The organism is Leucobacter muris, from assembly GCF_004028235.1.
Classification (GTDB): Bacteria; Actinomycetota; Actinomycetes; order Actinomycetales; family Microbacteriaceae; genus Leucobacter; species Leucobacter muris.
Genome location: NZ_CP035037.1, coordinates 1,834,297 through 1,850,701 on the forward strand (window position 1 = coordinate 1,834,297; position 16,405 = coordinate 1,850,701).

The 16,405-nt window shown below is 71.4% G+C and carries 17 protein-coding genes and 1 tRNA gene; 10 read left to right on the top strand and 8 right to left on the bottom strand.

The annotated features are described in order from the left end of the window. Positions 1–16: 16 nt before the first annotated feature. Positions 17–1,102, bottom strand: coding sequence for a PQQ-dependent sugar dehydrogenase (locus tag Leucomu_RS08620; protein WP_128386967.1), 1,086 nt, complete (start codon positions 1,100–1,102; stop codon positions 17–19). Between the two features lie 198 nt (positions 1,103–1,300). On the opposite strand from Leucomu_RS08620, the gene Leucomu_RS08625 reads away from it, so the two are divergent. The 3 genes from Leucomu_RS08625 (at position 1,301) to Leucomu_RS08635 (ending at position 3,922) form a co-directional block, all read left to right on the top strand. Beyond that, positions 1,301–2,515, top strand: a complete 1,215-nt coding sequence (locus tag Leucomu_RS08625) for an NAD(P)/FAD-dependent oxidoreductase (protein ID WP_128386968.1) — start codon at positions 1,301–1,303, stop codon at positions 2,513–2,515. A 68-nt stretch (positions 2,516–2,583) separates the two neighbouring features. Next, the gene (locus tag Leucomu_RS08630) at positions 2,584–3,384 is read left to right on the top strand and encodes an SDR family NAD(P)-dependent oxidoreductase (protein WP_128386969.1); all 801 of its coding nucleotides are present in this window, start codon (positions 2,584–2,586) and stop codon (positions 3,382–3,384) included. Between the two features lie 25 nt (positions 3,385–3,409). Continuing rightward, positions 3,410–3,922 carry a mycothiol transferase gene (locus Leucomu_RS08635; protein WP_128386970.1) on the top strand — a complete coding sequence of 171 codons (513 nt, stop codon included), beginning with the start codon at positions 3,410–3,412 and terminating at the stop codon, positions 3,920–3,922. A gap of 38 nt (positions 3,923–3,960) precedes the next feature. Here the strand turns inward: Leucomu_RS08635 and Leucomu_RS08640 are convergent, their stop codons facing one another. Then, the gene (locus tag Leucomu_RS08640) at positions 3,961–4,620 is read right to left on the bottom strand and encodes a response regulator transcription factor (RefSeq protein ID WP_228407045.1); all 660 of its coding nucleotides are present in this window, start codon (positions 4,618–4,620) and stop codon (positions 3,961–3,963) included. A gap of 252 nt (positions 4,621–4,872) precedes the next feature. Here Leucomu_RS08640 and Leucomu_RS08645 point away from each other — a divergent pair, with 252 nt between their 5' ends. Further along, a complete protein-coding gene (locus tag Leucomu_RS08645) occupies positions 4,873–5,193 on the top strand; it encodes a DUF7882 family protein (RefSeq protein ID WP_128386971.1) in 321 nt (106 codons plus the stop codon). 39 nt (positions 5,194–5,232) lie between these two features. On the opposite strand, the gene Leucomu_RS08650 is transcribed toward Leucomu_RS08645, so the two are convergent. The 3 genes from Leucomu_RS08650 to Leucomu_RS08660 all read right to left on the bottom strand — a co-directional run bounded on the left by Leucomu_RS08650 (position 5,233) and on the right by Leucomu_RS08660 (position 8,810). Continuing rightward, entirely contained in the window at positions 5,233–6,516 is a 1,284-nt protein-coding gene (locus tag Leucomu_RS08650) for an ArgE/DapE family deacylase (RefSeq protein ID WP_128386972.1), read from the bottom strand. A 156-nt stretch (positions 6,517–6,672) separates the two neighbouring features. After that, positions 6,673–7,791, bottom strand: coding sequence for a helix-turn-helix domain-containing protein (locus Leucomu_RS08655; RefSeq protein ID WP_128386973.1), 1,119 nt, complete (start codon positions 7,789–7,791; stop codon positions 6,673–6,675). Between the two features lie 86 nt (positions 7,792–7,877). Then, positions 7,878–8,810 (bottom strand): helix-turn-helix transcriptional regulator, encoded by a 933-nt coding sequence (locus Leucomu_RS08660; RefSeq protein ID WP_017884591.1) that lies wholly within the window; start codon positions 8,808–8,810, stop codon positions 7,878–7,880. A gap of 131 nt (positions 8,811–8,941) precedes the next feature. On the opposite strand from Leucomu_RS08660, the gene Leucomu_RS08665 reads away from it, so the two are divergent. The 6 genes from Leucomu_RS08665 (at position 8,942) to Leucomu_RS08690 (ending at position 13,702) form a co-directional block, all read left to right on the top strand. Further along, positions 8,942–9,967 carry a zinc-dependent alcohol dehydrogenase family protein gene (locus Leucomu_RS08665; protein ID WP_128386974.1) on the top strand — a complete coding sequence of 342 codons (1,026 nt, stop codon included), beginning with the start codon at positions 8,942–8,944 and terminating at the stop codon, positions 9,965–9,967. A gap of 19 nt (positions 9,968–9,986) precedes the next feature. Then, positions 9,987–10,550, top strand: a complete 564-nt coding sequence (locus Leucomu_RS08670; RefSeq protein WP_017884589.1) for a DapH/DapD/GlmU-related protein — start codon at positions 9,987–9,989, stop codon at positions 10,548–10,550. 44 nt (positions 10,551–10,594) lie between these two features. Then, positions 10,595–11,452: an aldo/keto reductase gene (locus tag Leucomu_RS08675; protein WP_128386975.1), complete on the top strand. Its 858-nt coding sequence runs from the start codon at positions 10,595–10,597 to the stop codon at positions 11,450–11,452. Between the two features lie 166 nt (positions 11,453–11,618). After that, complete coding sequence (locus tag Leucomu_RS08680; protein ID WP_017884587.1) at positions 11,619–12,140, top strand: MarR family winged helix-turn-helix transcriptional regulator; 522 nt, start codon at positions 11,619–11,621, stop codon at positions 12,138–12,140. Between the two features lie 51 nt (positions 12,141–12,191). Then, positions 12,192–12,578: a DoxX family protein gene (locus tag Leucomu_RS08685; RefSeq protein WP_017884586.1), complete on the top strand. Its 387-nt coding sequence runs from the start codon at positions 12,192–12,194 to the stop codon at positions 12,576–12,578. Then, positions 12,575–13,702, top strand: coding sequence for an NAD(P)-binding domain-containing protein (locus tag Leucomu_RS08690; protein ID WP_128386976.1), 1,128 nt, complete (start codon positions 12,575–12,577; stop codon positions 13,700–13,702). Before Leucomu_RS08685 ends, Leucomu_RS08690 begins: the two co-directional genes overlap by 4 nt. Positions 13,703–13,754: 52 nt before the next feature. Here the strand turns inward: Leucomu_RS08690 and Leucomu_RS08695 are convergent. The 3 genes from Leucomu_RS08695 to Leucomu_RS08705 form a co-directional block, all read right to left on the bottom strand. Further along, positions 13,755–13,840, bottom strand: a tRNA-Leu gene (locus Leucomu_RS08695). A gap of 136 nt (positions 13,841–13,976) precedes the next feature. Further along, on the bottom strand, positions 13,977–14,471 hold the full coding sequence (gene ybaK / locus Leucomu_RS08700) for a Cys-tRNA(Pro) deacylase (RefSeq protein ID WP_017884584.1): 495 nt from the start codon (positions 14,469–14,471) through the stop codon (positions 13,977–13,979). A 123-nt stretch (positions 14,472–14,594) separates the two neighbouring features. Next, on the bottom strand, positions 14,595–16,403 hold the full coding sequence (locus Leucomu_RS08705; protein ID WP_017884583.1) for a DEAD/DEAH box helicase: 1,809 nt from the start codon (positions 16,401–16,403) through the stop codon (positions 14,595–14,597). Positions 16,404–16,405 lie beyond the last annotated feature (2 nt).

The window sequence follows — 16,405 nt, forward strand, 5'->3', positions numbered from 1 at the left end:
CGAGGATCGAGGCTCCTCAGCGGGGATCCACGCGCAGGATCCGATCGTCGCCGTCGGCCGGCGCGCCCCGGCCGTCGGTGCTGTTCGTGAGCACCCACAGCGATCCGTCGGGCGCGACCGCCGCCTCGCGCAGCCGCCCGTAGACGCCCGCGAGGTGCTCGGTCGAGGCCCCGAGATCGCCGAGCGGCACCTCGCGCAGCCGCTCTCCGCGCAGGTTGGCGATGTACAGGCTGCCGTCGACGACGGCCATGCCGCTCGGGCTCGCCTCCCCCGGCTCCCACTGCTGCACGGGATCGACGAAGCCGGCCCGGCCCGCGATGCCCTCCACCTCGGGCCAGCCGTAGTTGCCGCCCGCCTCGATCACGTTGAGCTCGTCCCAGGTGTTCTGACCGAACTCCGAGGCGTAGAGCGCGCCGTCGTCGTCCCAGGCGAGACCCTGCGCGTTGCGGTGTCCGAGGCTGTAGACGTAGGAGCCAGGGAACGGGTTGTCGGCCGGCGCCGCCCCGTCGGGCGCGAGGCGCAGGATCTTGCCCGCGAGCGACCCCGCGTCCTGCGCGCTCGCGGGGTCGCCCGCGTCGCCCGTGGTCGCGTAGAGCATGCCGTCAGGCCCGATGGCGATGCGGCCCCCGTTGTGATGGCTCGCCGCCGGGATCCCGTCGAGGATCGTCTCGGCCTCACCGAGGGCCAGGGCGCCCGGCTCCCCCGCGAGCGGCAGCCGTTCGATGCGGTTCTCGTCGCGCGCGGTGAAGTTGACGTAGAGGTGCTCGTCGTGCACGGCGATGCCGAGCAGCCCGCCTTCCCCGGCGGGCACGACCCCGTCGATCACCGCCACCTCGCGGCTGCCGCCCTCGGCATCGAGCTCGACGATGCGCGCGGTGTCGCGCTCGCTGACGAGAGGCGTCTCCCCGTGGAACGCGATGGACCACGGGGCGTCGAGGCCGGTCGCCACGGTCTCCGCGCCCGATGCCGCCTCTGCGCCGGGAGATGCGCCGCCGCCCCGATGCTCCGCTCCGGGCGTGGTCGTGCAGCCCGCGAGCAGCAGCGCGGCGCCGGCCACGGCGATCCAGCGGGCGCGGCACGGCGCGGGAAGCGTCTCGATCATGCTCCCACGGTACGCCCCCGTCGCGGCATCCGCGCTGCGTGCCGGGCGCATCAGCCCCAGCGAGGCCGGGCGCTCCACCGGCGCCGAACCGGTCGGCCTCGCAAGAGCCGTCGATCGCGGCGAGCGGCGACTAGCACTCGGCTCGGGGTGTTGGCAAGGCCCTGCCGCTGCGCGCCCGCGGCTCGTTACCGTGAGGTCATGGCTGATTACAGCGAGTACCGGTATCTGATCGTCGGCGGCGGCATGGTCGCCGACAGCGCGGCTCGCGGCATCCGCGAGCTCGACCCCGAGGGGACCATCGGCATCGTGGCCGAGGAGCAGACGCCTCCGGTGACGCGGCCGGCCCTCTCGAAGAAGCTCTGGACGGATCCCGCTTTCGCCTTCGACGACGTCTGGCTCGACACGGAGGCCGACACGGGTGCGACGAGGCACGCTGGTGAGCGAGCGGTGGAGATCGACCGCGGCGAGCGCGTCGTGCGCACCGAGCACGGCGCCGAGTTCCGCTACGAGCAGCTGCTGCTCGCCACGGGAGGCAGCCCCGGCACCGCCGGCCTGCCGGACGACGACCGCATCGTGTTCTTCCGCTCCGTCGAGGACTACCGACGGCTGCGCGGTCTCGCGGGGGGCGAGCGCCACGTGGCGGTGGTCGGAGGCAGCTTCATCGGCACCGAGCTGGCGGCGGCCCTCGTGCAGAACGACACGCGCGTCACGCTGGTCTTCCCGGATGAGGTGCTGGGCGGGTCGAAGTTCCCCGCCGAGCTGGCCTCGCGGTTCCAGCGGATGTACGAGCGCGAGGGCGTGACCATAGTGTCCGGAGCGAAGGCCGAGGGGGCCGGCTTCGAAGCCGACGGCTCGGTGCGCCTCGCGCTCTCCGACGGCGGCTCCCTGACGTGCGACGCAGTGGTGGTGGGCGTCGGCGTCACCCCGAACATCGAGCTGGCCCGTGGGGCCGGCCTCGAGACCGACGACGGGGTGCTGGTCGACGACCGGCTGCGCACGAGCGACCCCCGGGTGTTCGCGGCCGGGGACATCGCCTCCTACCCCGACGAGATCCTGGGCCGGCGCCGCATCGAGCACGTCGACAACGCCACCGAGATGGGGCACCAGGCGGGACGCAACCTCGCGGGGGCCGACGAGCCCTACGATCACACGCCCTACTTCTACTCGGTGGTGTTCGGCAACCGCTACGAGGCGGTCGGCACCCTCGACCCGTCGCTCGAGACCGTCGAGCAGTGGGACGGAGAGCGGGGCGTCGTCTACTACGTCGACGGCGACCGCGTGGCGGGCGTGCTGCTCTGGAACGTCGAGGGCCGGCGCGACGACGCGCGCGACGCGATCGCGAACGCCGACGGCTCTGATCACGACGCGCTGCGCCGCCGCATCCCGACGGAGGACGGCGAGACGGAAGACTGATCGGGGATCCGCCATCCGTATCCGGATGACGGACCGATATCACCACCCGCTGCAGCGGAAGGAGCATCATGGATCTCGGCATCGCGGGGCGCACGGCCCTCATCACCGGCGGCGACTCGGGCATCGGCTGGAGCACGGCCTCCGAGCTTCTTCGGGAGGGGGCCACGGTCGTGCTGACCGATCGCGATCCCGAGAAACTGCGCGCGGCCGCGCACGAGCTGGATGCCCCGCCGGACCGGCTGCACGCATTCCCGGCGGATCTCACCCGCCCGTCCGACATCGAGCAGCTGCACCGCAGCGCGGCGGGCGCCGTCGGGGCCGTCGACACGCTCGTGCACTGCGCCGGGGTGACGGGGGCTCAGGGCAAATTCCACGAGATCGACGACGAGGGCTGGGTCTCGACGCTCGACGTCGACCTGCTCGCTCCCGTGCGCGTCACCCGCGCCTTCCTCGACGACCTGCGCGCCAGCGGCCGGGGCCGCGTCGTGTTCGTCGCATCGGAGGACGCCGTGCAGCCGTACGATGACGAGCTGCCCTATTGCGCGGCGAAGGCCGGCGTGCTCGCGCTCGCGAAGGGGCTCTCGCGCAGCTATGCGGGGCAGGGCCTGCTCGTCAACACCGTCTCCCCCGCCTTCATCCGCACGCCCATGACCGACGCGATGATGGATCGCCGCGCCGAAGAGCTCGGGGTGACGCGCGACGAGGCGATCCGCTCCTTCCTCGAGGAGGAGCGCCCCTTCCTCGAGCTGAAGCGGCGAGGCACCCCCGAGGAGGTGGCCGCGGTCATCGCGTTCCTGTGCTCCGACCGCGCCTCCTTCGTGACCGGTTCGAACTATCGAGTGGACGGAGGGTCCGTCGCGACGCTCTGAGCGGAGCCAGCGACGGCAGCACGACATGAACGCCATCGACATCCTGATCGACCTGGCCCGGCGGCCGAAGGATTCCGCCGAGGCCCTGCGCATCTCCCTCACGCCGGGCCTGCTGAACGCCCACCCGCACCACGACAACTCCGTGGCCTGGCTGCTGTGGCACGCCGCCCGCGAACTCGACGAGCAGCTCGCCGCGCTCTCCGGCCGCGAAGCGGTGTGGTCGTCGGATGGCTTCGACCGGCGCTTCGGCCTCGAGCTCGGCCCGCACGAGATGGGGTACGGGCACACGGCGGAGCAGGCGCGCGCCGTCGTCGTCGAGGATCCCGAGCTGCTGCTCGAGCATCTCGCAGCCGTGGTCGACGCGCAGGTGGAGTACCTGCGATCGCTCGACGAATCCGCGCTCGACGAGGTCATCGACGAGCAGTGGGACCCGCCCGTGACCCGCGCCTCACGGCTCGTGAGCATCTCGGTCGACGCGGCCGAGCACGTGGCGCAGGCGGCCTATATCGCCGGCATGGAGCCCGGAGCGTTCGAGTAGGCGGTCGGAGGCGCACCCTTCCACCCATGGGAGGCGGCCTAGTGCTCGCCCTTCCGAGGCGGCAGCATGCCGTGCTCGATGCCCCACCGCACCGCCTGGGATCGGCGTTCGACGCCCATCTTGCGATAGGCCGAACGGATGTACGATTTGAGCGAGTTCAGGCTCAGATACAGCGACGCCGCGATCTCCGGGTTCGTGTGCCCCTGGGTGATCAGCGCGACGACCTCCGCCTCGCGCACGCTCAGCCCCTCTTCCCTGCCGGGCCACGAACTCTGCGGTTCGGCGAGGCGGACGGCGGCGGGCCTCTCCCGGGGCGCTGCGGCGCCGGGCGCGCCCCCCCGGCCTGCGATCCGCTCGAGCGAGGCCACGAGCTCGGCCGCGGGCAGCGACTTGTCGAGGTACTCGACTCCGCTCGCCTCCCCGTCGCCCTCGGTCGCCGCCTCTCTGGCGTTCCAGGCGTACACGACGACGGTGCCCGTCGCCGGATCCGCGACCAGCTCGCCGAGGTTCCGCTGCTCATCGAGGGTTCGGCCGAAGGTGTCGTAGAGGGTGAGATCCACCCGCCGCCCCGAGATGGAGCGGATGTCCTCCTCCACCACTCGCACCCGGTCGTCGAAAGGCTCGAGCATGGCGCGCAGGCCCGCCACGACCACCTCGTAGTCGTTGAGCAGACGCAGGCGCAGGGGCTCGGTGTTCACGTAACGAGTATAGGCGCGACTGGCCCGCGACCGGCCGGATCCGCGCCCCGCCGGAGACCCGCGAGACGGCGGTTCGACGCCGAATCCTAGTTGTCTCGAGCCGCCGAGAACACACCCCCAGGGGTGGTGCCCCCGTCGCTACAGTTTCCCCGGGAAGCACGCCCCCCTTCCCACTCCACCCGGGCCGATGGCCGTTCGCCGGGAATGGCGCGCCCGCGACAGGAGTCGTTCGGCATCGACCCGAAGGCAGCATTGGGAACACTCATCTACGGCAGGACGCAGGAGTACCACTTCGACGACCGCACCCTCGAGCACCTGCGGGTCGTGATCGTCACGAGGGTGCGGAGGAACGAGTCCTTCTTCCTCACCTGGACCGCGCACCAGCACCAACGCGCGGTCACGACGACGCTCTGGATCTCGGCCTCGATCCCCATCGTCTTCCACTTCTCCGACGGAGAGCGCGTGCCGCTCTCGCGGGAGTGGTTGCAGCGGCTCACGAAGTCGTCGTACTCGAGCCGGGGGCTCGTGCTCACCCCCGAGCACGCGGGATGGGAGCCTCACGACTCGAAGTAGCCCGGTCTCGCGGCCGCCGAGCCCGGTGCGCGGCCGCCGCTACTCGGCCTCGACGACTCCGCACCAGGAGGCCAGGAACAGCGCCATCGACTTCGTGCACCTGCGCACCGACTCGATGCTCACGCGCTCGTCGTAGCCGTGGATGTTCTCCGAGACGGGGCCGTAGACGAGCGTCGGCATGCCGCCGTAGTTCACGAAGACCCGGCCGTCGAGGTATCCGGGCGTGGTGAAGCTCGTGAGTTCGCGCGAGAACGCAGCGCGGTGCGTCTGCTCGAGCAGCGCCTCCGCCTCCCCGCCCGGCTCGAGCACATAGCCCTCGGCGTAGAAACCGTCGGGCGTGAGCCGCACCTCGAACGAGCGGCCTCCCTCGGCGCGCTGCGAGGCGTCCTCCACGCAGCGCACGATCTCACTCCACGCGTCGTCGGCGGTCGTGCCCGGATAGGTGGCGACGCGCACCCGCAGCTCGCACCAGGCCGGCACGCTCGACGGCCAGTCGCCGCCCCGGATGCCGCCCACGTTGAAGTTGATGGGGTGATCCAGATCCTCGAAATAGCGGTGCTCGCCCTTCTCGGCGTTCCAGCGCTCCTCGAGCTCGCGCAGCGCGCCGATGACCTCGTAGGCGGCGTCGATCGCGTTGAAGCCGTTCGCCATCTCCCTGGGGTGGGTGGGATCCCCGCTCACGCGAGCGGTGAACCACAGCACCCCCACGTTGGCCCGCACGAGCGCATCCTCCTCCGGCTCCGAGATGATGACGGCGTCGGCCGTGTAGCCGCGCAGCAGGGCGGCCAGCGAGCCGTTGCCGGTGCACTCCTCTTCGACGACCGACTGCAGGTGGACCCGACCCGTGAGTTCGAGGCCGGCGCGGCGGACCGCGTCGAACGCGAACAGGTTCGAGACGAGGCCGGCCTTCATATCTCCGGCGCCGCGTCCGTACATCCAGCCGTCGCGGATCTCGGCGTCCCACGGCGAGCGCGACCACTCGGCCTCGGGCCCCTCCGGCACGACGTCGATGTGCCCGTTGAGGATCAGCGACCTCCCGCCGTCGCGAGCGGGACTATAGGTGCCGACGACGTTCGTCATGCTGCGGTAGTCGACCGTGCACTTGCCGAAGCCCGGGTGCGCGCGCAGCTCGGGCGAGTCGATCGCCCAGCGGTCGATCTCCAGCCCGAGGCCCCGCATCTGCTGCTCGACCAGATCCTGGGCGGGCTCCTCGCCCTCGCGCAGCGACGGCGAGGCGACGAGCTCAGCGGTTCTCGCGAGCTGCTCGTCGAACCGCGCGTCCACGGCGGCGAGGATCCGGTCGGCGATTTCGTGGGGGATCATGCTGCTTCCTCTCGGCGGCCGCGAGGCCGGATCACTGCGGCACGGCGCGGGTGCGTTGCCCGGGCGCTCCGTTCGCGGCCGGCGATTTCGAGCCTATGTGTCGAGATGCATCGCCGAGGTGTCGAGATCACACCGATTCAGAGCCCCGAGTGGTGATCACAACACCGCGGGGTCAGTTGGCAGCAGCAGGAGCGCGATCGCGGCGTCCCTCGGCCGCGTCACGTCGAGCCCGGTCAGCGCCTCGAACGCGCGCAGCCGCTTGAACACCGTGTTGCGGTGCAGGAAGAGCCGATCCGCGGTCTCCTGCACCGATCCGCTGCGCATGAAGACGTGCAGGGTCTCCGAGAACCTCTGCCGTTCGTCGGAGGTGGCGCGCCGCCAGTCACCGAGTAACTCGTGCTCGAAACCCTCGACCGCTTCCCGCACTCGCTCGCGCATGAGCGGCGCGAACCCGTCTCGCAGGGTCACGGTCCTGCCGGGCTCCGCGACGCGCAGAACATCGCGGGCCAACGAGGCGGCCCGCGCGAGGGTTCCGAGGCCCGCGACCCTGGCGATGTGGACGCCCGCGAGCCCACGCGAAGCGAGCGGCCAGTCGGCGACGCCGCGCCTGCGCCGGAACAGGTGCAGCAGATCGCCGTCCTCGTACGTCAGGGCCCCCTGCTCCGAGAGGGGGGCGCGCACCGCCTCCGGAACCTCGGCGGTCTTCGCGGTGATCAGCTCGTAGGTCTCGTCGCGTTCAAGACCGAGCACCTCGGCCGCGCCGCGCACGTCGGCCTCGTCTGATCCGCCCGCGAACAGGCGGGCCAGCGCCCGCTCGCGCGCCGTGCGGTGGAACTGGGCCATGATCTGCGTCTCATCGATGAACGCGGCCTGCACCTCCGTCGCGTAGCGCTCGACGACGTTGAGCACGCGCTCGCCGTTCGAGACGAGCTCCCCGACGAGGTCCGGCTCAGCGGCCCGGTGCAGCGCGCGCCAGAGCAGCCGGAAGTTGATTCTGACCCCCTCGGTGAACTGGTCGATGCGGATCCCCTGGCGCGCCCGCCGTCTGCCGAGGGAGCCGGGGAAATCGGAGGCCGCGGCCTCGCCGTCATCGGCCGATAGCCGCTCCAGGAAGAGATCGAACGCCTGCAGTGCGGTGCGTTCGAGATCGTCGCGCGGCACCGGGCCGCCGGAGTAGCCGTCGAGGTCGGCGAGCTCCTCCATGAAGTCGCCGAGCAGCGTCGGGATGTCCCGTCGCACCCGTTCGAGCAGATTCAGCCAGGTCGATTCGCCCATCCCCCCATTGTCGCCGCTCGAGGGCGCGTTCGCCGGTGGGCCCGAGTTCGGACCGCGCGTGGCCTCCGAGGGCCGGATCGTCTGGGCTACTCGGCCCGCTGCTCCCGATCGGCCGGGGCCTCGGCCTGCCGCGGAGCCTCGCCGGAGTCGCCGCGCTCGCCGTACTCGCCGTACTCGCCGGCAGCCCAGCTCGCGAGCAGCCGCATCCGCTCCGCGGAGGGCGAGCCGGGCTCCGCCGCATAGACGGTGATCGACAGTCCCGGTTCGGATTCCATGTTCATACCCTCATAGGCGAGCGTCATCTCCCCCACGATGTCGTGGTCGAAGGTCTTGAACCCGGCGCCGTGGTGGCGCACGTCGTGAGCGCCCCAGCGCGTGCGGAACTCGGCGCTGCGCGTCGACAGCTCGCCGATCAGGTCGTGCAGCTCCTTGTTGTGCGGATCCCGCGCCGCCTCGGTGCGCAGGATCGCGACCGTCACGTCGGCGAACATCTTCCAATCCGGATAGAACGCGAAGGCTCGCTCGTCGAGGAACGTGAACCGCGCGATGTTCGGCGGCCGGCCCGGCATGTCGAAGGTGTGCCGGTAGAACGCGCGGGCCAGCCGGTTGGCGGCCAGGATGTCCATGCGGCCGTTGCGCACGAACGCCGGCCCGTCGCTCACCGCGTCGAGGATCCACTGCAGGCTCCGATGCGGCGCCCAGCTCTTCGGATTGCGGCGGCGGGGCGGCCGCGCCACCGGGCTCGCGGCGTGGGCGAGGTCGAAGAGGTGAGCGTGCTCGGCATCGTCGAGGCGCAGCGCCCGCGCGATCGCGTCCAGCACCTCCGGCGAGGCTCCGGCGATCGCACCGCGCTCGATGCGGGTGTAGTACTCGACGCTGACGCCGGCGAGGGCCGCCACCTCGCTGCGACGCAGCCCCGGCACACGGCGATTCGACCCCTCGGGCAGACCGACCTCCCGGGGCGTGACCCGAGCGCGGCGGGTGGCCAGGAAGCGCTTCACCTCGGCGCGATTGTCCATACCACCACGATAGGGCGCCGACCCGCGCGGAAGGAGGCCCTGGCAGTGCCTCCCTCGACGGGGTCTCCCTCTTTCGGCCGATTCGTGGTGTGGTAGACGGGTACCCTTCGCCAGCACACCAAGGAGCACACGTGCGCGCAGTCATCATGGACGCCCCCGGCAGGATCACCGTCGGCGAGCGGGAAGACCCGAGGATCCTGAAGCCCACCGACGCGATCATCAGGATCACCGCGACCTGCATCTGCGGCTCCGATCTGTGGCCGTACCGCGGCGTCGAGCCCGTCGATCGCACCCCGATGGGCCACGAGTACGTGGGGGTCGTCGAGGAGGTGGGCGACGAGGTGAAGACCGTGCGGCCCGGCGATTTCGTCGTCGGTTCCTTCGTCATCTCGTGCGGCGAGTGCGAGATCTGCGAATCGGGATACCCGTCGAAGTGCGTGAACTCCGAGTTCGTGTCGGCGACCATCGGCACCCAGGCGGAACGGGCGCGCATCCCGCACGCCGACGGCACGCTCGTGAAGACGCCGGGCCGGCCCGATCCCGACCTGATCCCGTCGCTGCTCGCGGCCTCCGACGTGCTCGGCACCGGCTGGTTCGCCGCCGATGCCGCACAGGCGGGGCCGGGCAAGACCGTGGTCGTCGTCGGCGACGGCGCGGTGGGCCTCATGGGGGTGCTCGCGGCGAAACAGCTGGGCGCCGAACGCATCATCGCGATGAGCCACCACCCCGAACGGCAGAGGCTCGCCAGGGAGTTCGGCGCGACCGACATCGTCGAGGAGCGGGGATCCGAGGGCGCCGCGCGGATCAGGGAGCTCACCGGCGGGCTCGGTGCGCACTCGGTGATCGAAGCGGTCGGCACCGAGGAGTCGCTGCTGCAGGCGATCCGATCGTGCCGCGCGGGCGGGCACATCGGCTTCGTCGGCGTCGCGCATCGGGGCGTCACCATTCCCGCCGACCGGCTGTTCTTCGCCGAAGTGCACCTGCACGGAGGGCCGGCGCCGGTGCGCCGCTACCTGCCCGAGTTGATCCGGCTGATCTGGGAACGGAGGATCGAGCCGGGCCGGGTGTTCGATCTGACGCTGCCGCTCGAAGAGGCCGCCGCGGGTTACGAGGCGATGGATCGGCGCACCGCCGTCAAGGTGCTGCTGACGGTCTGAGCGGAAGGGAACAGCAGCAGTGGATACGCAGGAGTTCCTCGACCGGATGGACGCGGGCGAAGCGGCGCGACCCGGCACCGATCTCGCGGCCAAGATGCACGAGCTGGCCGACGAGGCGATCCGGGTGTGCATGGAGCTGAACACCCGCTACACGACGCCCGCGGAGCGCGTCGAGATCATGTCGCGCCTCACCGGGCGGCCCGTCGCGGAGACGGTGAGGCTCTTCCCGCCGTTCACCACCGACTGCGGCAAGAACACGGTGCTGGGCGAGCGCGTCTTCATCAACAGCGGCTGCCGGTTCCAGGATCAGGGCGGCATCCGCATCGGCGACGATGTGCCCGTCGGCCACAACGTCGTACTGGCGTCGCTGAACCACGAGCTCGACCCGGCGGAGCGGGCGACCACCGTTCCGCGGCCCATCGTGATCGGAGACCGGGTCTGGATCGGGGCCAATGCGACGGTGCTCGCGGGCGTCACGATCGGACACGGCGCCGTCGTCGCCGCGGGAGCGGTCGTCACCCGCGACGTCGCACCCGACACCGTCGTGGGCGGCGTGCCCGCGCGTGTGATCCGCAACCTCTGAGAACGCACCGAATCCCACGCACTGCAGCAGAACGGAGCAAGCGCATGACCATCCTGAACGAGACCTACACCCTGTCGAACGGTGTCGAGACCCCGAAGCTCGGCCTCGGCACCTGGTTCATCGAAGACGACCGGGCGGCCGATGCCGTGCAGACCGCGATCGAGGTCGGCTATCGCAACATCGACACCGCGCAGGCGTACGGCAACGAACGCGGCGTCGGCGAGGGGGTGCGCGCGAGCGGGGTGTCCCGCGAGCAGCTGTTCGTCTCCTCCAAGCTCGCCGCGGAGATCAAGGACTATGACGAGGCGGGGGCCGCGATCGACGAGTCGCTGGCGAAGCTGGACATCGGATACATCGACCTGATGCTGATCCACTCTCCGCAGCCGTGGGCCGACTTCCGCGGCGGCGACTACGCCGAGGGCAACCTCGCCGCCTGGCGCGCGCTCGAGGAAGCGCACGAGGCGGGCAAGCTGCGGGCGATCGGCGTCTCGAACTTCCTGCGGCACGACCTCGACAACATCCTCGAGCACGGCACCGTCGCGCCGCACGCCAACCAGGTGCTCGTGCACGCCGGCAACACTCCGTCGGAGCTCATCGCCTACTGCCAGAGCAAGGGGATCCTCGTGCAGGCGTACTCGCCGATCGCGCACGGCGAGATCCTCGACAATCCGCAGGTGCGGGCGATCGCCGAGAAGTACGGCGTGAGCGTGCCCCAGCTGTGCATCAGGTACACCCTGCAGCTGGGCTGCGTGTCGCTGCCCAAGACCGCGAACCCCGAGCACATGCGGGCGAACGCGCAGGTCGACTTCGTGATCTCCGGGGCCGATATGGAGGCCCTCAGGCGCCTCGACGACAGCGACTACGGCGCGCACGCCGCCTTCCCGGTCTACAGCGGCGGGTGAGAGCCGGCGGATCGGCGCACCGGTGGGTGAAGCGGGTCAGCAGGCACGCGACCGGCACGGCGCCGGTGCGGCATCTCGGCGCCGTCCGACGACCTGATCGCATGGTTGATGCGTCAACCATGTCCGCATATGATTGATGCATCAATCTCATACGGAGGCGAGTCGGATGGGCCGAAACGGGGCAAAGCACGAGCTGCCGTCGCGGCAGGAGCTGCGCGTCTGGCGCGACTACGTCGAGACCTCCGAAGCGCTGCGCCGTCTGCTGGGCGCCCGCCTGCAGCAGCAGTCGGGCATCTCGTCGGCCGACTACTCGGTGCTGCTGGCGCTGAGCGAGGCGGGTGAACGCGCGATGCGCTCCTCCGAGCTCGCCGCGCGCATCGGATGGGACCGCAGCAGACTGTCGCACCATCTGGCACGGATGGAGAAGCGCGAGCTGATCCGCCGCGAGCGGTGCGCCGACGACAGCCGCGGATCGACCGTCGTGCTCACCGACGCGGGCCTCGGGCAGTTTCGGCGCGGCTCGGTGCCGCACCTCAGAGACGTGCACGAGCTGTTCGTCGACGCGCTCGCACCGCAGCAGCTCCTGGCGCTCGGCGACGCGGTGGCGTCCCTCCGCGCGCACCTCGAACAGCAGTGCGGAGAACTGGATCCTCGACCACCCGGCGCGCGCGGCGCGGCGGGCCGATGAGTCGCCGCTCCCGACCGGCTCCGCATCGCCCACCACCGAAAGGAACCTCAGATGCTCATCATCATGTGGATCGCCACCGGCCTCCTCGCCGTGTGCAACCTGCTGGCGGGCGCGGGCAAGGCGTTCACGCCCTGGCCCGCGCTGCAGGAGAAGATGCCGTGGACGGAGACGACGGGCAAGGGGATCGCCTACTTCGCAGCCTGGTCCGAGATCGTCGGCGCGGTCGGCGCGATCCTGCCGCTCATCCTCGCCCGCACCCTCGACGGGTGGGCGTGGGTGAGCTGGGTGGCGTTCGCCGCGGTGCTCGGCCTGACGGTGATCCAGTTGCTGGCGCTCGCGCTGCACCTCAAGCGCGGCGAGGGCAAGACCCTGCCCGTGAACCTCGGGCTCATCGCCGTCGGGCTCTCTTCGGCGGCGCTGATCCTCGCGACCCGATGAGCGCCGCGCAACGCCCGAGCCGCTTCGCGACGGTCGCCGTGATCGGCGCGGGGCAGGCGGGGCTCTCGGCGGGCTACCACCTCGCCAGGCGCGGCTTCTCGAGCGCCCTCGCCGAGCCGGGGGCCGCGCGCACCTTCGTGATGTTCGACGCGAACCCGGCTCCCGGCGGCGCGTGGCAGCATCGGTGGGAGTCGCTGCGCATGGCGACCGTCAACGGCATCTTCGACCTGCCCGACCACCCGAAGCCGACGGTCTCCCCCGACGCGGCGAGTCGCGACGCCGCTCCCGCCTACTTCGCCGCGTTCGAGCGCGAGACGCGACTGCCGATCCTGCGACCGGTCGCGGTGAGCGCCGTGCGTCGCGCCGACGACGACTCCGAGGGCGAACTGCTCGTCGACACCGACGAGGGCGGGTGGCGCGCGCGGGCGGTGATCAACGCGACGGGCACCTGGAATAATCCGCTGCTCCCCGAGTACCCCGGGCAGCAGTGCTTCACCGGCCGCCAGCTGCACACCCGAGACTACGTCTCGGCTGAGGAGTTCGCGGGCCGACGGGTCGCGATCGTCGGAGGCGGGATCTCGGCGGTCCAGCTCCTCGAAGAGATCTCCCGCGTCGCCACCACGCACTGGTACACGAGGCGGCCGCCCGTCTTCCGCGACGGCGGGTTCCGCCCCGAGATCGAGGGGCGCGAGGTGATCGCACGGGTCACCGCCGACGCCGAAGCCAGCAGACCCGGCCGCAGTGTCGTCTCGTACACGGGCCTCGCCTGGACGCCGTACGCGATCGCCGCCCGCGACCGCGGCGCGCTCGAACGGCGCCCCATGTTCACCGGCCTCGAGCCGGGCGGCGTGCGGGAGGCCGACGGCGGCTTCACCCCCGTCGACGCGATCGTGTGGGCGACCGGGTTCCGCCCCGACCTGCGGCACCTCGACCCGCTCGGCCTGCGCAACGAGTTCGGCGGCATCACCGTGCGCGGCACCCGTGCCGCCGCCGATCCCCGCATCCACCTCATCGGGTACGGGCCGTCGCAGTCCACGGTCGGCGCGAATCGCGCCGGTCGCGAGGCCGCCCGGGCCCTCGCCGATCGCTTCGCCGTCGTGCCCGCCGACTCGCGCCGGACATGAGAACAGCCCCTGGGCCGGTCGTGAGACCTGCCCAGGGGCTGTTTCGTTCGCGTGCGCGAGGGGGGACTTGAACCCCCACGCCCTAATACGGGCACTAGCACCTCAAGCTAGCGCGTCTGCCAATTCCGCCACCCGCGCGAACGATCCGGACCTTCATCGGCCGAACAGATAATAACTTAGCACGGATCCCGGCACGGTACGAATCGGGCGGCTCAGGCCGGGCGCGTCGCCCCCATTCCTTCGGCGTCGCCGCCGAGCAGCCCCTCTGCGCCGCTCAGTCGGGCCGGCCGATCGGCGCCGCGATCGCATCCGTCGCGCGCATCAGGTCGCCGGGCGTCAGCTCGATGTCGAACCCGCGGCGCCCGCCCGACACGAGCACGGTGCCGTGTCCCAGCGCGGACGAGTCGACCACCGTGCGCAGCCGCGTGCGCTGACCGATCGGGCTGATCCCGCCCACCACGTACCCGGTCTTGCGCTCCGCGAGTGCGGGGTCGGCCATCGCGGCCCGCCTGCCGCCGAGCGCGGCGGCGAGCGCCTTGAGGTCGAGCTTGCCCGACACCGGCACGACGCCGACGGCGAGCGCGCCGTCCACCTCGGCGAGCAGCGTCTTGAAGACGCGCTCGGGCTCCACCCCGAGCGCGGCGGCGGCCTCTCCCCCGAAGTCGCTCACGCCGGGTTCGTGCTCGTAGGCGCGGATCTCGAACGGGATCCCCGCCCGCACGAGCGCGACGGTCGCCGGTGTCGATGCTGCGGCATGCTTCTTTCCCACACCCTCGATTCTAGGGAGCACGGCTCAGGTGCGCCGAGAGGCGGGTTTCGCGGCTCCACCCGCCGGGAGACCCGCGAAACCCGCCTCTCGACGCCGTACCAGCGATTCGGGCCCGCCATGCCCCTAGGGGCGCAGCCGTCTCCGCAGCAGCTCGATGCGCTTCTGCAGCTGCGTCACCGACGCCTGGGCCACGGGGGGCCCGCCGCACACGCGCCGCAGCTCGGTGTGGATATCCTTGTGCGGCTCGCCCGACACCTTGGCGTACATGCCGACGAGGCTCGACAGCAGCTTGCGCTGCTCGCCGAGCGTGCGGTGCAGCGCCTCGGGCGCCTCCGCCCGCTCCGGCGCGTGCTCGAGCAGCCCCTGGCGGCTCGCCGAGCGGCGGGCCTGCCGAGCCTGCCGCTGCTGCAGCAGCGCCCGCACCTCCTGCGGTTCGAGCAGACCCGGAAACCCGAGGAAGTCGAGCTCCTCCTCGCTCTCGACCTCGGCGTACCCCCCGAACTCGGCGCCGTCGAACACGGCGCGGTCGAAGTGCGCGTCGGATCCGAGCGCCTGATACGTGAACTCGGCCTCCTCGAGCTCCGACGAGGCCCGGTCCTCCCGCTCGGCCTCCGCCATCAGGGCGGCCTCGGCGTCCCACATCTCCTCGGCGCTCTTCGGCCCCTCGAGCACGTGGCCCCGCTCCTTCTCGAGCTCGGCGGCGAGCTGCATGAGCGCGGGCACGTTCGGAATGAACACCGAGGCGACCTCGCCGCGGCGCCGCGAGCGCACGAAGCGCCCGATGGCCTGTGCGAAGAACAGCGGCGTCGACGAGCTGGTCGCGTACACGCCGACGGCGAGGCGCGGCACGTCGACGCCCTCCGACACCATGCGCACCGCCACCATCCAGCGCGAGTCCCCGGTCGAGAACGAGTCGATGCGCTCCGAGGCGCCGGCGTCGTCGGAGAGGATCAGCGCCACCTCCTCGCCGGTGATCTCGCGCAGCTGACGCGCGTACGACTTCGCGGAGGCGTGGTCGGTCGCGATCACGAGCCCGCCCGCATCGGGGATCTGCTGCCGCACCTCGCTCAGGCGACGGTCGGCGGCGCGCAGCACCTTCGCGATCCAGTCCCCCGCCGGGTCGAGCGCGGTGCGCCACGCCTGCGAGGTGATGTCCTTCGTGTTGCCCTCGCCGAGCGCGGCCTCCATCTCCTCGCCGGCCGAGGTCTGCCATCGCATCTTGCCCGCATAGACCATGAAGATGACGGGGCGCACGATGCCGTCGGCGAGCGCTCGCCCGTATCCGTAGTCGTAGTCGGTGAGGGAGAGCCGGGATCCGTCGCCCTGCGGCGCGTACTGCACGAACGGGATCGGCGCCTCGTCGGAGCGGAACGGGGTGCCCGTGAGCGACAGCCGGCGCTTCGCGCTGCCGTAGGCCTCGCGGATCGCGTCGCCCCAGCTCAGCGCGTCGCCGCCGTGGTGCACCTCGTCGAGGATCACGAGCGTGTCGGCGCTCTCGGTGAGCAGGCGGTGCTGCACCGGCTTCATCGCGACCTGGGCGTAGGTGACGGCCACGCCGTGGAAATGGCGGCCGTAGCCGAGCCCGTCGCTGTTCGAGTAGGAGGGGTTCAAGCGGATGCCCGCGCGCGCCGCGGCGTCGGCCCACTGGGTCTTCAGGTGCTCGGTGGGGGCGACGACGACGATCTGGCTGACGGTGTGATTGGCGCGCAGGATCGACGCGAGCCTCAGGGCGAACGTCGTCTTGCCCGCGCCCGGGGTCGCCGATGCCAGGAAGTCGCGGGGGTGCTGATCGAGATACTGCTTGATCGCCTCCTCCTGCCAGGCGCGCAGCCGCGGGGCCGTGCCGTGGGCGGCGCGCTCGGGATAGGCGGGGGGCAGGTGTTCGGCGGCACTCGTTCCCGGGAGATGGAGGGCTGGATCCGAATCTGTCACAG